The organism is Clostridium sp. DSM 17811, assembly GCF_018861905.1.
GTDB classification, from domain to species: domain Bacteria; phylum Bacillota; class Clostridia; order Clostridiales; family Clostridiaceae; genus Clostridium_AD; species Clostridium_AD frigoriphilum.
The window spans coordinates 59,553-79,117 of the sequence record NZ_JAHLDU010000013.1 but is presented as its reverse complement, the minus strand read 5'-3'; the positions used below and the strand labels follow the sequence as shown (position 1 = coordinate 79,117).

Annotated in this window: 12 protein-coding genes and 1 other annotated feature; of the genes, 7 read left to right on the top strand and 5 right to left on the bottom strand. The window is 30.3% G+C overall.

Annotated features, from left to right (window positions below; genetic code table 11):
* The first annotated feature begins 20 nt into the window (after window positions 1-20).
* A complete protein-coding gene (locus KPL44_RS15945) occupies window positions 21-779 on the top strand; it encodes a prolipoprotein diacylglyceryl transferase (RefSeq protein ID WP_216252300.1) in 759 nt (252 codons plus the stop codon).
* A 61-nt stretch (window positions 780-840) separates the two neighbouring features.
* Here KPL44_RS15945 and KPL44_RS15940 read toward each other — a convergent pair whose 3' ends face one another.
* The 3 genes from KPL44_RS15940 to KPL44_RS15930 form a co-directional block, all read right to left on the bottom strand.
* Entirely contained in the window at window positions 841-1,023 is a 183-nt protein-coding gene (locus KPL44_RS15940) for a hypothetical protein (protein ID WP_253201808.1), read from the bottom strand.
* Window positions 1,024-1,357: 334 nt separating this feature from the next.
* Window positions 1,358-1,558 carry a cold-shock protein gene (locus KPL44_RS15935; protein ID WP_071611001.1) on the bottom strand — a complete coding sequence of 67 codons (201 nt, stop codon included), beginning with the start codon at window positions 1,556-1,558 and terminating at the stop codon, window positions 1,358-1,360.
* 190 nt (window positions 1,559-1,748) lie between these two features.
* A complete protein-coding gene (locus KPL44_RS15930; protein WP_216252298.1) occupies window positions 1,749-2,384 on the bottom strand; it encodes an MBL fold metallo-hydrolase in 636 nt (211 codons plus the stop codon).
* A 244-nt stretch (window positions 2,385-2,628) separates the two neighbouring features.
* Between KPL44_RS15930 and KPL44_RS15925 the strand changes: the two genes are divergently transcribed.
* Window positions 2,629-4,428: an N-acetylmuramoyl-L-alanine amidase gene (locus KPL44_RS15925; protein ID WP_216252297.1), complete on the top strand. Its 1,800-nt coding sequence runs from the start codon at window positions 2,629-2,631 to the stop codon at window positions 4,426-4,428.
* A 92-nt stretch (window positions 4,429-4,520) separates the two neighbouring features.
* Here KPL44_RS15925 and KPL44_RS15920 read toward each other — a convergent pair whose 3' ends face one another.
* Window positions 4,521-6,419 carry a glutamine synthetase gene (locus KPL44_RS15920; protein ID WP_216252367.1) on the bottom strand — a complete coding sequence of 633 codons (1,899 nt, stop codon included), beginning with the start codon at window positions 6,417-6,419 and terminating at the stop codon, window positions 4,521-4,523.
* 572 nt (window positions 6,420-6,991) lie between these two features.
* Window positions 6,992-7,210: a binding site (T-box leader), on the top strand.
* A gap of 131 nt (window positions 7,211-7,341) precedes the next feature.
* Between KPL44_RS15920 and ileS the strand changes: the two genes are divergently transcribed.
* From ileS to KPL44_RS15895, 5 genes are all read left to right on the top strand, one after another.
* Window positions 7,342-10,443 (top strand): isoleucine--tRNA ligase, encoded by a 3,102-nt coding sequence (gene ileS / locus KPL44_RS15915; RefSeq protein WP_216252295.1) that lies wholly within the window; start codon window positions 7,342-7,344, stop codon window positions 10,441-10,443.
* A gap of 261 nt (window positions 10,444-10,704) precedes the next feature.
* On the top strand, window positions 10,705-11,703 hold the full coding sequence (locus KPL44_RS15910) for a LacI family DNA-binding transcriptional regulator (RefSeq protein WP_071611006.1): 999 nt from the start codon (window positions 10,705-10,707) through the stop codon (window positions 11,701-11,703).
* A 75-nt stretch (window positions 11,704-11,778) separates the two neighbouring features.
* Entirely contained in the window at window positions 11,779-15,858 is a 4,080-nt protein-coding gene (locus KPL44_RS15905; RefSeq protein ID WP_216252294.1) for an AAA domain-containing protein, read from the top strand.
* Window positions 15,859-15,969: 111 nt separating this feature from the next.
* Window positions 15,970-16,404, top strand: a complete 435-nt coding sequence (locus KPL44_RS15900; RefSeq protein ID WP_216252292.1) for a HipA N-terminal domain-containing protein — start codon at window positions 15,970-15,972, stop codon at window positions 16,402-16,404.
* 137 nt (window positions 16,405-16,541) lie between these two features.
* Window positions 16,542-17,609 (top strand): mannose-1-phosphate guanylyltransferase, encoded by a 1,068-nt coding sequence (locus KPL44_RS15895; protein ID WP_216252290.1) that lies wholly within the window; start codon window positions 16,542-16,544, stop codon window positions 17,607-17,609.
* 177 nt (window positions 17,610-17,786) lie between these two features.
* Here the strand turns inward: KPL44_RS15895 and KPL44_RS15890 are convergent, their stop codons facing one another.
* The gene (locus KPL44_RS15890) at window positions 17,787-19,304 is read right to left on the bottom strand and encodes a lipopolysaccharide biosynthesis protein (RefSeq protein ID WP_216252289.1); all 1,518 of its coding nucleotides are present in this window, start codon (window positions 19,302-19,304) and stop codon (window positions 17,787-17,789) included.
* Window positions 19,305-19,565 lie beyond the last annotated feature (261 nt).

Genomic DNA, 19,565 nt, shown 5'->3' with positions numbered 1-19,565 from the left:
GATTAGTAGGGGGGGTACAAATGAAACCGATATTATTTGAGTTTTCTTTTGTGAAAATTTATGGATATGGATTAATGATAATGATAGGAATTCTTTCAGCACTTTGTTTATTATCTTACAGAAGTAAGAAAGAACAATATAATGAGGACAATGTTTGGGATATGGCTATACTCACAATAATATGTGGAGTAATAGGCGGAAAAGTAATGTATATAATTACAGACATTAAAGAAGTATTACAAAATCCTTCAGTATTAAAAAATATTGGAAATGGTTTTGTTATTTATGGAGCTATTTTGGGGGGCATATTAGGGATTTATATCTATAGCAAAAAAAAGGCTTGGAATACACTTAGTGTGCTTGATTTATTAGTTCCAAGTTTACCTTTGGCACAGGGATTTGGTAGGATAGGATGTTTTCTAGCTGGATGTTGTTATGGCAAGGTGACTTCACTACCAATAGGCGTAGAGTTTAAGAATTCACCATTTGCACCTGCAAATGTGTTTTTAATACCAACGCAAATTTTTTCTTCAATATTTGATTTTATGTTAGCGTTATTTTTACTTTGGTATGATAGACGAGAAAGAAAAAAAGGAAGATTATTTTCTCTTTATCTTATTATATATAGTGTAGGAAGATTTTTAATTGAGTTTTTAAGAGGTGACCCTAGAGGAAGTGTATCTATACTTTCTACATCTCAGTTTATTAGTTTGTTTGTTTTAATCATTGGAATCTTATTATTTAATTTTCAAAGAATAAAAGAAACTATACGTAAGTAATACAAGAACTGTATTTATAAAAATAAGTACAGTTCGTTTTATTGAGATTCTATTAAAAAGACTAAAAAAGATTAAACATATCATTCTTAAATATATTAGTGAAATTAGAAGTATCTAAGTCGATAGTATCCCCTGTTTTCGAATTTCTAGGTAACCGAGTTATGCTTACATCTATAGTAGTCCCATCTTGAAAATTTATAAAAGCGTCTGTACTGTTCATATCTATTATTTTTCCAAACATCATAAAAACATCCTTTCATAAATAGCTTTACTATAGTTTTAGCAAAAGAAACTATTATATTCAAGAAAGTGATAATATTATTTTCATGTCCCTTATATACTTAGATGCCTTAAACTATTAATAAGTATATGTATGGGCTTATTTCGCATTGTGTTTAATTTTAAATGCGATAAGGTATCTAACAAAGATAAAATACGATCTGATGCAGGAGGCACGATACTGCTTCATATAAGCCTTGCTGCTTGTTTTTTGTAACTAAATTAAAAAATACCTATCACAAAGTGATAGGTATTTTTTTCTATAATTAATTTATATTATAGATTAATTAGGTTTTGAATTATAATCTAGTAACGTTTGAAGCTTGAGGTCCTCTAGCGCCAGTAGTTATTTCAAATTGGACTTGTTGTCCTTCTTCTAAAGATTTGTATCCGTCTCCTTGAATAGCTGAGAAATGTACGAATACATCCTCTTCTCCTTCTACTGATAAAAATCCAAATCCTTTTTCTGAATTAAACCATTTAACTGTACCTGTTTTCATATAACTTTCCTCCTGAATAAAAAAATTTGTAACATTTATAATATAATTATAATGATACTACACTTTAGTATATTTTTAAAGAGATTTTAGAAAAAAATAAATATATTTATCATATTTATACTGTTTTATATTAAATGTGGATATTTTGTAATTAATAAATATAAATGTAAAATTATAGAGGAAGTATTCTCTAAATAAAATTCAATATTTTAACGGCTAGAGAGTCGGTTATTTCATCATCAATTACTAAGGTATTACTACCTGTTTTCGTGGCATTTTTCATATACATAAGAAATGTTTCGATACCATCTAAAGGGAGAGACACCTGTGATGTTTTGTAGTGCATAGGTATAACTATTTTAGGATTTATTTTTTTAGTAACTTGTGAGGCTTCTTTTCCGTCTATTGTGTAGTTACCGCCTACAGGAACAAAAAGTATATCTATACAGCCTATAGCGAGAAGATCATCATTTGAAAGAGAGTGACCTAAATCACCTAAATGACACACTGAGTACCCATCCATTGTAAAGGTGAATATTATGTTTTCACCACGTTTTGCACCTTTGTTTTTGTCATGATGAGAAGGAATACCTTTTATAGGTATATCATAAATAGTCGACATACCAATCTTATCTACAATTTTATAATTGCTAGTAAGATCTCTAGTGTAATTGTGATCGAAATGCTGATGGCTTATAGTTACAATATCTGGGCTACCTTTATAAATTTCATAACCTAAAGTAGCATCAAATGGATCAGTTAAAAGCTTAGTACCTTTTGAATCTTCTAAAAGAAAACATGAATGGCCTAGCCAAGTGATTTTCATGTATTTTCCTCCTTCTTTAAAAAAAATGTATTTATTTACATAAACTGAAACCATTATTTAAATGGAACGTATCTTATAGTGAATGAATATTTTATAATACTATTTATAATTAAATTATGCCACTATTTATAGAGTAATAAACTATAAAAATTTAAAGAAGCAGATTTTTAATGAATAGTTAAGATATATTGCCAATTATTTTAATGATTTTGTTTAGCAATTATGAAGATTTAGGAGGGGTTATATGAAAAAGATTTTTAAAACGTTTATAATTATGATTTTAGTTTTAATTGTGTGTATACCTATGCAAACAATAGCAAAGGCTAGTACAGTAACAAATATGGACTCTAAAAAAGATGTAGTAGTTAGTAAGCCTTGGACAGTAAGTTTTAATAAGGTACTTAGTACAACTACGGTGAACACCACAAATATTAAGGTGCTTTCCCAAGATGGTAATTACATAGATATTAAAGTTAGTTTAGGAAATAATAATAAAAATGTAGTGGTCCAACCAGTGAAAGATTATGAATATAATAAGACATATACTTTAATAGTTACAGATCAGGTTAAATCTTCTGATGGAAAATTTCTTCCAAGTGAAGTTAGAATGAATTTTACTACTAAAAGTGAACCTGCTAAAAGCGAACCTACAAAACCAAGTGAATTTACTGTATGTATTGATCCTGGTCAATACTATAGCGTAATTAAAGGCTCAAGTGGAATTAAGGCTAAGGATATAAATTTAAGTACAGCGTTAAAATTGGGTAGTATACTAAAAGCAAGAGGATTTAATGTGGTGTATACAAGAACTACAGATTCAGTAGCTTGGACTCAGAGTGGTGAAGATGACGCAAAAGCGTTGATAGCTAAGAATGCTAATGCGAACGTGTTTTTAAGCATAAACACCAATGATTCAGATGTAAATACTGCCAATGGAATTGAAACATATTATACAACGGGTCTTAGTAATAATAAGACGCTTGCGACCTTCGTGCAAGCCGAATTAATAAAAGCAACACAGGCTAAAGATAGAGGGATACAAGTAGGAAGTACTACAATATTAAATAAGACAAGCTGTCCTTCAATAGTCACATATTTGGGTTTCTTATCAAATCCAGCTGAAGAGGCATTATTAAGTAGTGCACAGTATCAAAATAATGCTGCAAAAGCTATAGCTAATGGATTAATGAATTATGCTGGCTTTGCAAATACTGATACTACTTATGACAATACTTTAAGAATATCTTCAATACCAGATATAACAGGGAGTGTAGTAGTTGGAGGTACATATTCATTGCCGGGAACTGTAACGGCTATTATGAGTAATGGTTCAAAGCAAACGGTTAGTGTAAAATGGCTTAAATCAGTTGCTACAAGTGTTGTAGGATCCACTACCTATTATGGAACTGTGGTTGGAGCAGTTATTAATGCAAAAGCTGATATTACTGTAAAAGCACCACCTACTACGTCAAAGTACAAGGTAGTTTTAGATCCAGGTCATGGAGGATATGATTCTGGAGCAGTAGGACCGACGGGAGTTATGGAAAAAACCGTAAATCTTGCCATTGCTTTAAAGGTGGGAGCAGTATTAACGAAAAACGATGTTGAGACAATATACACTAGAAAAAGTGACACAGTAAGCTGGACAAGTAATGTAACACAGAACCTTCAAGCAATATGTGATATTTCTAATAATGCTAAACCAGATTATTTTGTAAGTATTCATGCGAATAGTGCTGATGCTGTATCAGCTAGCGGCACTGAAACTTATACTTATGTTGGGGGCGCAGCTGCAGTGAAACTTGCAAAGGCAATTCAGACTAATATAGTAAATGCAACTGGATCAACAGATAGGGGAATTAGAACTGCAAATTATTATGTTATAAAAAATACGGATGCTACAGCTGTCCTTGTAGAAACTGGATTTATAAGTAATCCAACACAAGAAAAACTATTAAATAGTGTTGCATACCAAACTAAAGTAGCTAATGCAATAGCAAAGGGTATTCTTAATACTTTAGGAATAACAGATATAACTTATTAATTATTTAAAGGCCTAAAGTAAAATCATAAAAAACAACCTCAATAGTTAAAATACTATTGAGGTTGTTTTTTATGACTCATGCTGTATAAATTTTAAATATCTAATAAATTCTTTTTGTAGTTAGAATAACAAAATCTAAGTTCTTCGATTTGTGCATCTAATTGTATTTGCAATGTAGAAAGTTCCTCGTAATTTTCAATGTTTGAAGCTTCGTTTATCTTAGTAAATAGGCTAGTTTTAGAATAAGTATCTTTCATAAGAGAATGTCTTAGATCATTAACTTTTTGCCAATTTGCTAAATCTAAATCTAAAGCTTTTTCAGCAGTGTGAATCATTTTACACTTTCTAATTTCTTCTGCATAATTGTTTAACAATCTATTGTTTATTTCAGTAACCCATCTAGATGTTATTGCCATTCTAAAACTATTTATTATGCTAGTAGTAAATACATCTCCAGTTTTAAGAATTTCAAGTTTAGTTGGGAATTCGTCTAGGGAACTAACATTTTCATAAACAGTTTTAGGTGCTTTACCAAAGTAATCTGCACGCTGCGCTTCAGTATAGTATTCAAATACATCTTCTTCACTTCTGTAAGCTCTATCTTTTTCTAAATAATCTGCGTCGTCTCCTGGTGCTTTAGATAATTCTTTCAAAAGATCATCTTCTGATTTATTATTTTTGATTGCGTATACTATACCATCAAGCATGCCCATATATAAAGTAGATAAAGCGAGGTAAGTATTAGTATGTGGGCATGGAGCGCGAAGTTCAAATCTTGTAGCAAGTGGATTATCAAGATCTCTTATTAATGCGAGTAATATAGATCTATTTCTAGATGGAACATCAACACTGTGACCAAGTGATGTTACTATACATATAGGAGCCTCAAAACCAACTTTTAATCTTCTTAAAGAATCATTTGTTGAAGAAACAAATGGGTTTATTACTTCATAATTTTTAAGTACGCCCATTACTGAAGCATAACCTAAAGTACTTAGGAAGTGGTTGTTATCTGAATTGAATAAGTTAACTCTTTTTCCACTCTTTAATTTTACAGCGATTCCAATATGAGTATGTTCACCACTTCCGGCTACATCATGAACAGGTTTTGCTAAAAAGTTAACATCTAAACCGTTAAGCCTAAAGGTTTCCTTTACTAAATTTCTAATGAATAACTCATTATCTGCACATTGAAGAGCATCAGAATATTTCCAATCTATTTCAAGTTGTTCCATAATATGTGTAAGAGAACCAGCTTCGCCTATTTGAGCTTTTACTCCACCAACTTCTTTATGTCCCATCTCAGGCTCGAAACCATACTCCTGCATTAATAGAAGAGTTTGTTCAAGAGCTGTTCTAACATTTCCTTTAGTTTTACTCCAATATTGTTCTTTTAGTACTTGAGATGTAGAAAGTTCTTCTATATCAGCCTTATCATTAGGAGTTTTTACCCAAAATTCTAACTCGGTAGCAGATGTGAGCATTAAATTATCAATATCTTTATATTCAAAATCAAAAGAACTTAAAGCAGATGGATTTTCTTTAAGTAAATCAAGAAGAGTTGTTTTGAAAGTTTCAACAGATCTCTTTAGGATTGATCTTGAATCTACTGGAATTTTATCATGTAATAATGTACATGGAATTTTTAAGGTACCTATTGGCAGTTGTGTTTCAGCGTCAATATTTTCATAATTGTAATCAATGTACCAATTACAGTCAGCATCTGCAAGCATATCTAATTTAGCGTTGTTTAGAGTTGCGATACCTGGCAATACTACAGATGAACCATCAGTTTGAATAACACCATTTGAGAAACCGCTTATATCATCTAAAAATATTTTCATTGGAATTCTCTCATCAGTGTCATTACCTGATAAGTCAATACCAACAAGGGAAACGAATTTCACCTCAGAGTGTGCAAGTAGGATGTCTTTAATGTCCTTTTCAGAATGTTTTTCTTTAGGAATTACATAAATTAATTTTTTCAAAATAATAGTCCTCCTTTAAATATATATTTAATTGACATTTTAATAAATAGAATTTTTAATAAAATGTTTAAATTGTTTGTGATAATTTGAATACACATAGGTATGTAAAATTCATTAATACATAACTAAATTATAGTAGTAAATAAAATGATTTTATTACAAAAATGAATTTGTGTCAATACAAAACATCAAGAATTTTAATTAATTAGGAAATAATGATAGTATTTTGCAAGTTGATGAAAATGCAAATTCATTAAATAAACAAATTTTAAAAGAATTTATATTTTTGTATTACAATAATGTTCATTTTTAACTAATATTATATCACATATATCTAGGAAAATGTGCTAAATGAATGATCATAGCAGTTATTGCAAGCATTGTATAATAATACTTAACAAATAGTGAGGCTTTTATTTTTTAATATGGATCAAAAGCTTTAAATAAATAGTTTTTGAGCATATTAATTGTAAGAAAATTCAAAAACAAATTGACAACAAAAATCCATTATAATATAATGGTAAGAAGTTATATTAATTTATAATATATTTATATTAATTATTAATTATGACTAATTAAAAGCTTTGATTAGGAAAAGTATTTAAGCAAGTAACTTAAAGAGAGTGGGGAAAGGTGAAAACCCATAGTGAAGGTTTAAAGAAAATCACCTATGAGCTGAGAGCTGAAAGTTTAGTAAGCTTATCCGTATTTCTGCGTTAAAGAATAAGGTATAATTGTACTTGATTTTATATTTATGTTATAGGTGGTTTAGCGAATTTAACTTCGCCCTATTAAATAGGGCGGAGTTTTTATATTTAAAAATGTAGTTTCAATTAATATCTAATAAAGGTAAAAACAATTAAGATGAGAAGTGCTACGTGTCTAATTGCTTATTATCAAATAAAATTGAAAAAGGAGTTTTATTATGTATAAAAAAATTGATCCTTCTAAAAGCTTTATGGACATAGAAAATGATGTACTTAAGTTTTGGAAAGAAAAAGATATCATTCAAAAGAATTTTGACTTAAATAAAGAGGGAGAGACCTTTACTTTCTATGATGGTCCACCAACAGCAAATGGTAAACCACATATAGGTCATGTTTTAACTAGAGTTATGAAGGATTTAATACCAAGATATAAGGTAATGAAGGGATATAATGTTCCAAGAAAAGCTGGATGGGATACTCATGGATTACCAGTAGAACTTGAAATAGAAAAGAAACTTGGAATTAATGGCAAGCCTGGCATAGAAGCATACGGAGTAGAAAAATTCGTTGAAGAATGTAAGGCTAGTGTTTTTAGTTACGTTAATATGTGGAAAGAAATGTCTGAGAGAGTAGGATACTGGGTTGATATGGATAACCCTTATGTAACTTATCATAATGATTATATTGAATCAGTTTGGTGGGCATTAAAACAAATGTGGGATAAAGATCTATTATACAAAGGTCATAAGGTAATGCCTTATTGCCCAAGATGTGGAACTTCTTTATCTTCTCATGAAGTAGCTCAAGGATATAAAGATGTAAAAGAAATGTCGGCATACGTAAAATTCAAAGTAAAAAATGAAGATAAATACATACTTGTATGGACTACGACGCCTTGGACACTTCCAAGTAATGTAGCACTTGCAGTTAATAAAAAATATGATTATGTTGAAGCTGTCCAAGAAGGTGAAACTTTAATACTCTCAAGAGATTTATTAGGTAAACTCGAGGGAGAGTACGAAGTAGTACGTGAATTTAAAGGAGAAGCTTTACTGGGCCTTGAATATGAGCAAATGTTTGATTTCTATACACCAAAAGAAAAAGCTTTCTATGTAGTTCATGGAGATTTTGTAACTCTTTCTGACGGTACAGGGATAGTTCATATTGCCCCAGCATATGGTGAAGACGATAACTTGCTTGGTAAGAAATATGATTTGCCACTTATTAACTTAGTTGACGTAGAAGGTAAGTTTGTTGACTGCGTTACTCCATGGAAAGGCATTTTTGTTAAAGATGCAGATGCTAAGATACTAGAATATTTAAAAGAAAATAATGTTTTATATAAAGCAGAGAAATTTGAACATTCATATCCACATTGTTGGAGATGTGATACACCACTTTTATATTATCCAAGAGAAAGCTGGTTTGTAAGAATGTCTTCTATGAGAGACAAACTTATAGAAAATAACAATAAGGTCAATTGGATGCCAGACAACGTTAGAACAGGTAGAATGGGTAAATTCCTTGAAGGCGTTATAGATTGGAGTATAAGTAGAACAAGGTATTGGGGAACTCCACTTCCAATATGGGAATGCGAATGCGGACATCGAGAACTTATAGGAAGCATAGCAGAACTTAATGAAAAAGGAATAGATGTACCGGATGGAATAGAACTTCATAAACCATATATAGATAATGTACACTTAAAGTGTCCTAAATGCGGAAAAACTATGACTAGGGTGGAAGAAGTTATAGATTGTTGGTTTGATTCAGGATCAATGCCATTTGCGCAACATCATTATCCATTTGAAAACAAAGAAGTATTTGAGGCTAATTTCCCAGCTCAATTTATTTCAGAGGCAGTGGATCAAACAAGAGGATGGTTCTATACATTACTTGCAATATCTACTACCGTATTTGATACAAACCCATTTGAAAACTGTATAGTACTAGGTCATGTATTAGATAAAAACGGACTTAAAATGTCTAAACATAAAGGTAATGTGTTAAGTCCATTTACGATTCTCGAAAATCAAGGAGCAGATGCTCTTAGATGGTATTTCTATACAGCTAGTGCACCATGGTTACCATCAAGATTTTATGAGGGTGCAGTTATAGATGCACAAAGAAAGTTCATAGGAACACTTTGGAATGTATACTCATTCTACGTTTTATATGCTGATATTGACAATTTTGACCCAACTAAATATGAAAGCTTTGAAGCAGTTAATATCATGGACAAATGGATGATGTCAAAATTAAATTCATTAGTTAAAGATATAGATCAGCATCTAACTAACTATAGAATAACTCAAGGAGCACTTGAACTAGAAGACTTTATTGAGGAACTTTCTAACTGGTATGTAAGACGTAACAGATCAAGATACTGGGTAGAGTCACTTACAGAGGATAAGATAGGCGCTTATATGACGCTATATAGAGTTATCACAACTTTTGCAAAAATATCTGCACCATTTATACCGTTTGTAACAGAAGAACTATATCAGAATTTAGTAGTTGCTTTTGACAAAAATGCGCCAGAAAGTATCCATTTATGTGCTTGGCCTGAATATAGAGAAGATCAAGTAGATAAGGCACTAGAAGAAGAAATGGATGTGGCTTATAGAACTGTTAAATTAGGAAGAAGTGCACGAAATGCTGCCAATATAAAAAATAGACAGCCGCTTTCTAAGATGCTTGTTAGTTCTAAATCTCTTCCAGAATACTATGGACAGATAGTTAAAGAAGAACTTAACATTAAGGAAGTAGAGCTAGGAGCTGATATTTCTAAATATGTTAAATTTGAAATTAAACCTAATTTACCAGTACTTGGAAAGCCGTATGGCAGATTAATACCTGGTATAAAAAAAGCTATTGGCGCTATGAACCAAATGGAACTTGCTCAAACTATAAATAAGGGTAATGTAGTTACTATCAATGTAAATGGAACTGAAATAGAATTAGATAGTGAAAAATTACTTGTTACAATGCAAGGACTTGAAGGTTACGCTTTTGCTGGCGAAGGCGAAATGGGAGTAGTATTAATAACTCACATAACTGATGAGCTTAAAGAAGAAGGAAACGTACGTGAAATCTTAAGTAAAATTCAAAATATGAGAAAAGAAAGTGGTTTTGAAGTTGCTGATAAGATTAGAACGTACGTATCTGGAAATGAAATGCTTCAAAATGTAATAGCTAAATTTGAAGATCAAATTAAAAAAGATACTTTATCTGTCGAAATTGTATATAATATCGATAGAGAATACAAGACAGTAAAGATAAATGGTGAGGACTTACAATTAGATTTAGTTAAGTTATAATTAATAATAGCAAAAGGGAGTATGTGGCAATTGTCACATACTTTCTTTTTAATAGCTATAAAATTTGGATATGATCTGTAAAATTAGGAAATAAATAAGATAAGGTAACGATTAAGGAATATATTAACTGGCAATAATAAAAAGTATAGGTTAAGATTACTGTATTGGGACATACTTTAGTGTAAGTTCGTATTATAGCTTGAAATGAAAGGGTTTTATAAGTATAATGGTAAGATAAGAAAATAGTAGGAGTTGAGGAATATGGCTGCTTCAATAAAAGATGTTGCAAGAGAGGCGGGAGTTTCTATTGCCACAGTATCAAGAGTATTAAATGACATAGATGTTGTAAATGAAGACACCAAGAAAAAGGTAAAAGATGCTATAAAAAAATTATCATATAGGCCGAACATAGTTGCAAGAAGCTTAAAAACACAAAAATCTAGTACAATAGGAATAATTATACCGGATATATCCAATCAGTTTTATCCTGAAATAGTTAGGGGTTGCGAGGATGTAGCTAATATTTATAATTATAATATTATGCTTTGTAATGCAGATTTAGACGTAGAAAAAGAAATGGAATCTTTAAGAATACTTAAGGAGAAAATGATAGATGGAGTTATATATATGAGTAATTCCATAGGAAATAATGTAATAGAATTAATAAAAGAATTAGAAATGCCCGTGGTTCTTGTAGAGACAGCAGATGAACAAGGTATATTCCCTAGTGTTGCTATTGATAATGTAATGGCAGCAGCGGATGCAGTGAAATATTTGGCAAATAAGGGAAATAAAAATATTGCATATGTAGGGACTTCTATAGAAAAAGTAAATGCATTATCTCAAAGATATACAGGCTATACAAAAGGACTTTCAGATATGGGAATAACTCTTAATAAAGATTTAGTCTATCATGGTGGAGTTAAGGCTAGAGACGGATATACAGGAATTAATGTTATATTAGATACAGGTGCCCAGGTGGATGCCGTATTCTGTGCAAGTGATGAAATAGCTATGGGAGTAGTAAATGCATTAAGAGATAAATCTATTAATGTCCCAGAAAAGATAGATGTCATGGGTTTTGATGATATTTATTCAGCTTCAACATTTTATCCGAAGCTTACCACAGTATCTCAACCAATGTATGATATGGGTTCTGTTGGTATGAGAATGCTTATAAAATCTATAAACAATTTAGTAGTTGAGGAAAAACATTTTGTATTGCCTTATAGAATAGTGGAGAGAGATTCTTGTAAATAAATATAAGTCTTATTAAAACTACTTTAGTTTTAATAAGACTTTTTACATTTTTAATAAATTGGAGGTAATAAAGCTTTGAATATTAATGATAAAGTAGAAAAAATATTCTCATATTTACTCAGTATTAAAAATATGAATCAAAAAACTATAAGAAATATAAATGAATATGAAAAAGTATATTGGGAAAAAGAACTCCAAGATATTAGTGGATGTACTTTTAATATTGATGATAATAAAGATTACTGGTTAAGCATAGATGAGAGGGCAGAAAAATTATATCATCAGTTTCAAAAAACATATTTACAATTAGAAAAAAACAGTGAAGACCTAGAGATAATTTGGTCAAATGGATTACTGAGTTGGGAAAAAGAGGATAAAAAAATAATTCATCCTATCTTTACTACTAAAATGGAGATAAAATTTGATTCAAAGAAAAAGAGATTCACTTTAAAACCATATAATAATCAAACAAATGTGGAACTTGAATTTTTAAATGAGTATTTGGAGGTAAACCTAGATAGCTTACTAAAAATTAGAAATAAAGCAAAAGATATGGCTTTGGATGTAAGAAATATTAAAATGGCTTCAAAAATATTTGAAGAGTTAGCTATGCTTTTAAATTCTTATACGAAGGATGTCTATATTGATGATCTAAGTAGTGATTCTGATATATTATCTAAAACTAATATACAATTTTATAATGCACCTTGCATAATACTTCGAAAGGTTGATACAAGACTTTGGAATATGGAATTAAATGATGTGTTATCACAAGTAAGAGCAGGATTCCATATTCCTAAAACTGTAGAGGCGCTTGTCTCGGAAGAAGAAATAACGCAAGATGTTCAGACTTCTAATGAATGGAAGGAAGTAGGAGAAGACGTATTGTTTCCGCTACCTGCAAATGAAGAGCAAATGGAAATAACTAAAAAACTTTCTGAAAATTTTGGCGTAGTTATACAGGGGCCACCAGGTACTGGTAAAAGCCACTCTATTGCTAATTTAATATGTCATCTTTTGGCTCATGGCAAAAGGGTATTAGTGACAAGTCAAACAGATAGGGCATTAAGGGTTTTGTCTAATAAAATACCAGAAGAGGTTAGAGCATTATGCATTAGCATACTAGGAAATGATACTAAGTCTCTGGAAGAATTGGATGAGTCTGTTAGAAAAATAACAGAAAGTTTATCAATGGACACTAAAGAATTGCGTAAGGAAATAAAACTTTTAAAATATAAACACAATAATTGTGTTGATACACAGAAAAGGCTATATAAAGAGCTAAAATGTATTGATGACAGAGAGAATGAAAAGGTAGAATACGCGGGTCAAAAGTATACACTAATGCACATGGCTAAATGGGTTAAAGATAATGAAGTTAATCATTCGTGGATAGTAGACAAGCTTGATTTTAATAAAGAAAACCTCTTAACTTCTGAAGAATTTAAAAGGCTAGTTACATTGTCATCTGTGATTACAAAACAGCAAATAGATGAAATAGATAACATAGATAAATACGTAGCGATACTTCCAAGAGAAGAAGAGTTATGTGATGATATCGAGGAACTAATTAAACTAGGGCAGCAAAAACATATTTATGAAGATGATATTAAGGACTTAAATAGTGTAAGTTCTATAGATTATGGAAATAGAAGATTACTTAAACTGGTAGATGATGCAATAGAAAAATTCGAAGCTTTTGATAATAGCTGGCTAGGTAATGTTATGAAATGTTATTACTCTAACAGTGAGCAGCAAGGTTTGTGGCAACAACTAGCACATAAAGGCAATGAATATATAAAAGAGATAAGTAAATTAAAACAAGAATTAAATAATCATAAATTGGAATTACCATCAGGCATTGATATAAACACATTTAAAAATGATTTTGGTATTATAGCAAAAACAATTAGCGAAAAAGGTAAACTAGGAGGTCTCTTTAAAATACTTCATGGGAATCTTAAATATATATTCGAGGGCTGCAAGGTAGATTATGAGTGTATAAATACAAGCGAGCAAATAATTGTGGTTGATTTATATATAAAACTGCAGCTAGTAGAGAGAGAACTTAAAAATATTTGGAATAACACAGTAAAAGAATATGGTGGAAAACTTATCGATGATACAAATTTAAATTATGTAAGTGAAATAGTAGATGATATTAAGGGCATTTGCGAAATTATTAATTGGGACAAAACCTTTAAAAACAACATAATTAATTTTTTACCAGATAAAAACCTGAATGGAAGAAATCTGCCAAGTGATTCGTATTGGTATGATAAAGAAACGTATATTCATCTCAAAAATGGATTTGAGAGTCTAAAGCACATAAATAGATATAATAAATTAAACCTAAAAATGGAAGAAATAAAGACAACCTTTAATAAGGATGGTTGCTTAGGAAAATTACAAGATGCTATAAATATAAGAAGTTTAAAGGGTGTACAAGCTGTTTATATAGAGATCAGAGAACTAATGCAGATAGCTCATAATGCGTTAGAGTTAAAAGAATTATGTTATAAATTGAAAATGTGCTGCCCCCTATTACTTGAAAATATTATAAATGATGAAGATAAAACCATAGAAGATTTAGAGAGTTTAAGTTTTGAAAAGGCATGGACATGGAGAAAATGGAATGATTATTTACAAAAATTAGAAGAGGCTGATATAGAAGCCCTAGAGAAAGATATTGCCCGGGAAAAAAGTAAAGAAAAGCAAATTGTAAGAGATCTTGTGTCTAAAAGAAGTTGGCTTAATCAAATAGAGAGGACTACAGAGGCGCAGAAACGAAGTCTATTTACGTGGATGGAAGCTATAAAAAGGATAGGAAAAGGTACGGGTACTCAGGCAGTAAAGTATAGAAAAATTGCACAAAAGGAAATGGATAATTGTAAGGATGTAATTCCTGTATGGATAATGCCAATAAATAGAGTTATGGAGAATTTGAAGCTAACAGATAATTTGTTTGACGTGGTAATCGTAGATGAGAGTAGTCAAAGTGACATATCGGCTATAACTGTTTTAATGAGAGCTAAAAAGGCGATTATTGTAGGGGACGAAAAGCAAATAAGTCCTGAAGCAATTGGAAAAGATCATGCAATTGTTGAAACACTTATAAGTACTTATTTAGAGGATATTCCACATGCGGAGTGGTTTGATTTAAAGACAAGTTTGTATAATACTGCCCTAAGAGTATTTCCGAGCAGGTTATTATTAAAGGAACACTTTAGATGCGTACCAGAGATAATTGGATTTAGTAATAAACTCTGCTACTCCAATGAAATAATACCTTTAAGGCGAATAGAAGAAAAAGAAAAAGTCGGACCATTTATAGTAACTTCAAAAGTGATAGGCGGATACAAGGACAAAACCAAGGCTTTAAATGTATTAGAAGCAGAGAGCATCGTAGCACAGATATTAGAGTGCTGTAGTAATGAAAGGTATAAAGACATGAGTATGGGAGTAATATCGCTTCTAGGAGACGCACAAGCTGAATTAATACTAAGCATGTTAGTGGATAAACTTGGTATGGAGGAAATCTTGAAGCGAAGGCTTATATGTGGAGATGCATATTCATTCCAAGGTGATGAGAGAGATGTAATGTTCTTATCTATGGTTATTGCAAACAATGCCAAATTTGCAGCTTTAACTAAAGACTCTGATATAAGAAGGTTTAATGTAGCGGCTAGCCGTGCTAGAAATCAAATGTGGTTATTTCACTCAGTAGATTTAGAGGACCTTAATGATAAGTGTGTTAGATATGCTTTATTAAAATATTGTATAGATGAGAATGAACCAAAGAAAGAGGATAAATCTGAAAAACATTTATTATTAAATGATTTTGAAGAAAATATAGGAAGACATATAAAGGAAAATGGGTATAAGATTACACCGAAAGTTAAAGTAGGAAAATATATTATAGATTTCGTTGTAGAAACAGACTTGTCTATACCTTCTAGCGATGATTTTTATAAAAAAATAGCAGTGAAATGTATTGGAATGACTGGCGACGAAGATTATGACTGGCAAAAACAGTATGAAATGCAGATGTGCCTCGAGAGAGTTGGATGGGAGTTTTATAAAATACGTGCTAGTGAATTTTATAGAAATCCTAAATTAGTTATGGAGAAGTTGATTGAAAAATTAAAAAATTAAAGTAGATAAGAATTTTAGCATTGATTGAATTTTTATACTAATATTTGTTATATAGTTATAATCATAACAATATAATAATACTATAATTTTTTTAATAAGAGGGTGAGAGGAATGGCTTGCAAAGTGGATAGCATAATATATATGATGTGGAAAAACAAAGAAGGTCAATCATTTAAAGTAGGAGAATTAAGTAAAAAAACTGGAAAGTATTATTTTAAATATGACATTAATGGTGTGGAAAATGCTAAAGAGTCTGGATTTTGTCCATTGCCGTATTTCCCTAAAGTAGACTCAAAGTATTTTAGAGAAGAATTATTTAGAACATTCTCGAAGTATATACCAGGTCATGATAAAAAGGATAAAACATCTATTTTAAAAGAGTATGGCCTTGAAAAATATGATGACTTCGAATTATTAAAAAAAATCGGAGACAAAATGCTAGATGACAACATTGAATTTATTTCGCCTCTTGGTGAAGAAAAAACTATTTTGGATGAAGAACACAACATTCGGGAGGAAGAACATAGTGCTTTGGATGAAAAATAAATAAAAACTTTAAAAGCGTGTAAAATGAAAATATATTTTCCATTTTACATGCTTTTATTTTTTTGACATAAAAATTGTTCTCACAACATAGACATGTAATTCATAAAATAAAATGAGTAATAATTTGGGGTGGTATTTTGTTATACGTACTAATCTTAGCAGGTGGAAAAGGAACAAGACTTTACCCTCTATCTCGTGCCCAAAATCCAAAGCAGTTTTTAAATATTATTAATAATAAGAGCTTTTTAAGAAGCACTGTGGATAGAATAAAATGTTTGGTTAGCAATGAAAACATCTATGTAGTTACTAATGAAGAGTACTTTGATAAAATTTGTGATGAACTTCCAGAGATTAAAAAAGAAAATATATTTGTAGAACCAAGTAATAAAGAGACCGCTACATGTATTGGTCTATCTGCTGCAAAACTATTAAAACTAGACAAGGAAGCAACAATGATAGTGCTACCTTCTGATCACTATATAGAAAATGAAAGGGAGTTTAAAGAAACAGTACTACAAGGAGTTGAAATTGCAAACAAAAAAAGAGGTCTAGTAACCATAGGGGTACAGCCCACAAGACCAGAGACTGGTTACGGTTATATAGAAATGGGCGATAGGATAAATGCAGATATGCCTACATTCAGAGTAGAGCGATTTTTAGAAAAACCTAACTCAGAAGTAGCAAAAGATTTGCTTATAAAAGGTAATTTTCTTTGGAATAGTGGTATGTTTGTATGGAGGGCAGATGTGTATTTACGTGAAATGGAAAAATATTTACCTAAGATGTATAAAAGATTAATGACCATATATCAATCGTTAGAGACTGATGAGGAAAGTAATGTAATAAAAGAACAATATAATGAGATAGATGGAATATCTGTTGATTTTGGTATAATGCAGAAAACCAGAAAGGCATTTGTTATAAAATGTGATTTTGTATGGGATGATATAGGGACGTTTGCAGCACTTTCAAGATTCCTAAACAATTTACGTGGTAACAATGTTTTGGGTAATACATTTATGGAAGAGAGCGAAAACTGTTCAGTATTTGGTAAAGATAGATTGATAATTGGATTTGGGATAAAGGATCTTATAATTGTTGATGCGGGAGATGTAATACTTGTAATGGACAAAAATAAGGATCAGGAGATTAAACATTTAGTTAATGAACTTAAAGAAAGTAGTGAAACGGAGAAATATATATAGAAAGGTTTTAATAAGCTCCACTTGGGTGTTATGACTTGAGTGGAGCTTTTTTGTATCTATATAAAGTTCATTTATCAATGATTTACCGCTTTATACATGCCATAATGGTTTTATAACAAAAAGCTATTATAGATAAACTTAGAATTATTAAATACCTTCACATTGCTAATTTTATGGTTATCTATCTGGAAGCGTTTTTATTTTATTTAATAATAACTTAAATCCGCTAGTTCGATAATAAAACGGAATAATTATTGCTAGTGTAACCAATGCTACTAGGATTGTTTTAGTTATAAGTTTCAACCATGAATCTATTATAATATGATTCGTAAATACGTTTATTATTGCAATAATAAATATGGTAAGAACTGCATTAATTATCAGTGTAATATAATACTTTTTAACTGGTTCGTAGAAATACGTTTTAAACAGTAAATTTGGTTCATACCAAAAATAAGTAGTCAACCTTGCAATTAAAGAAGCAAACAATATTCCAGACATTCCCATTAAATTGCCCATTATAATTGACAATATTAAATTTTCAATAGCTGCAATTATCATAATATATTTAGTTTGCATATAAAGCCCAGTTGCTTCTCGATAAGACCAAATTGGATGTATAACACTTCCAAAATAAAAATTTGCTATAATTGCAGCTAATATATAATTATTTAAAATAAATTTTGTTCCAAGCCAAACATAAATTAAATTATTAAATAGTATATAAAGACATACTGTTGAAAATGTACTAATGATAAAACTAATTGCTTGCATAGATTGAAATATTTCAAAACGTTTCTTAGGCTTTTCATTTACAATTAGATTACCAATACTTGCCGTTGCCGATGAATATATTATGTTAACAAAATTATTTAGTGCAATTATAACTAAATTGTAATTTGAGTAAACTCCGACCCAAATAGTACCTACAAGGATTGAAATAAGAGTATTATCTGTGCCGTTAAGTAGTACACCAGATATTTTATATAGAAAAATAGATTTCATATTTGCATATATACTTTTTTTTTCTGCCTGATCTAATGTATGATTAGATTTCTTTATATACGGATATAACTCATCCGCTTTTTTTGAGGCTATTAAATTATTTATTAAACTTGAAAAAACTTGGATTATCAAATATATAAAATAGTTCTTTAGTATCAATAGAGTAATTGATTGAAGCACTACCCTACAGATATTAACTAGCATTTGATACTTTGTAACTACATAGTTCTTCTGATCAGCATCAATAATTGAGGTCTTATAAACGAATAAATATGATATTACTGTATTTGACAAGAAGAATAAATAATACACTTTAATAAACGGAATAGCTTTATCTAAATGAATTATATATCCTAAAAATGGTATCAAGGAAAGCCCAATAATAGCTACTGCTAATGCAATAAAATTATATATTTTTCTATAAAATGCTATTAATGCTGTGATTTTATCATGATCATTTTCTGCTAATGGTTTATAAAAGCTATAAACCATTGCAGTTCCAAGCCCTAGATCAGCCATTGAAAGCATCATTAGAAGGTCAGAAAAAAGTCCGTTAATTCCTAGATACCCTGCCCCTAATATTTTAATAAATATCGTTCTACTAATAAAACTTAATGCTAATGACGTAACTTGATTTGCCGTACCAAATATTATATTTCGCACTGTGTTTTTTGTTCTGCTATTACTCATGTAATTTACCCTCATTTGAAGTCATATTAATCCTCATTTGTTTTTTATTCATTAATAGCTCCTAACTGATTTTTAATAAATCAAAATACTTTTATTTAAACGAAGTTCTGTCTAGGTTTCTTATTTAATTTAAGCAAAATTTTACAATGAAACATATGTCGACTTTTATACACTATAACATAAATATGTCGTAAACTGTATAACTGCGCATATTAAATAAATAATTAAGTAACCATATTAATATGGTCAATACCGGTATTC

Coding starts and splice junctions, on each gene's coding strand:
- KPL44_RS15930 (WP_216252298.1), bottom strand. CDS start 2,384: ATGAAAATCACTTGGCTAGGCCATTCATGTTTTCTTTTAGAAGATTCA.
- ileS (WP_216252295.1), top strand. CDS start 7,342: ATGTATAAAAAAATTGATCCTTCTAAAAGCTTTATGGACATAGAAAAT.
- KPL44_RS15945 (WP_216252300.1), top strand. CDS start 21: ATGAAACCGATATTATTTGAGTTTTCTTTTGTGAAAATTTATGGATAT.
- KPL44_RS15910 (WP_071611006.1), top strand. CDS start 10,705: ATGGCTGCTTCAATAAAAGATGTTGCAAGAGAGGCGGGAGTTTCTATT.
- KPL44_RS15935 (WP_071611001.1), bottom strand. CDS start 1,558: ATGAAAACAGGTACAGTTAAATGGTTTAATTCAGAAAAAGGATTTGGA.
- KPL44_RS15890 (WP_216252289.1), bottom strand. CDS start 19,304: ATGAGTAATAGCAGAACAAAAAACACAGTGCGAAATATAATATTTGGT.
- KPL44_RS15900 (WP_216252292.1), top strand. CDS start 15,970: ATGGCTTGCAAAGTGGATAGCATAATATATATGATGTGGAAAAACAAA.
- KPL44_RS15940 (WP_253201808.1), bottom strand. CDS start 1,023: ATGATGTTTGGAAAAATAATAGATATGAACAGTACAGACGCTTTTATA.
- KPL44_RS15925 (WP_216252297.1), top strand. CDS start 2,629: ATGAAAAAGATTTTTAAAACGTTTATAATTATGATTTTAGTTTTAATT.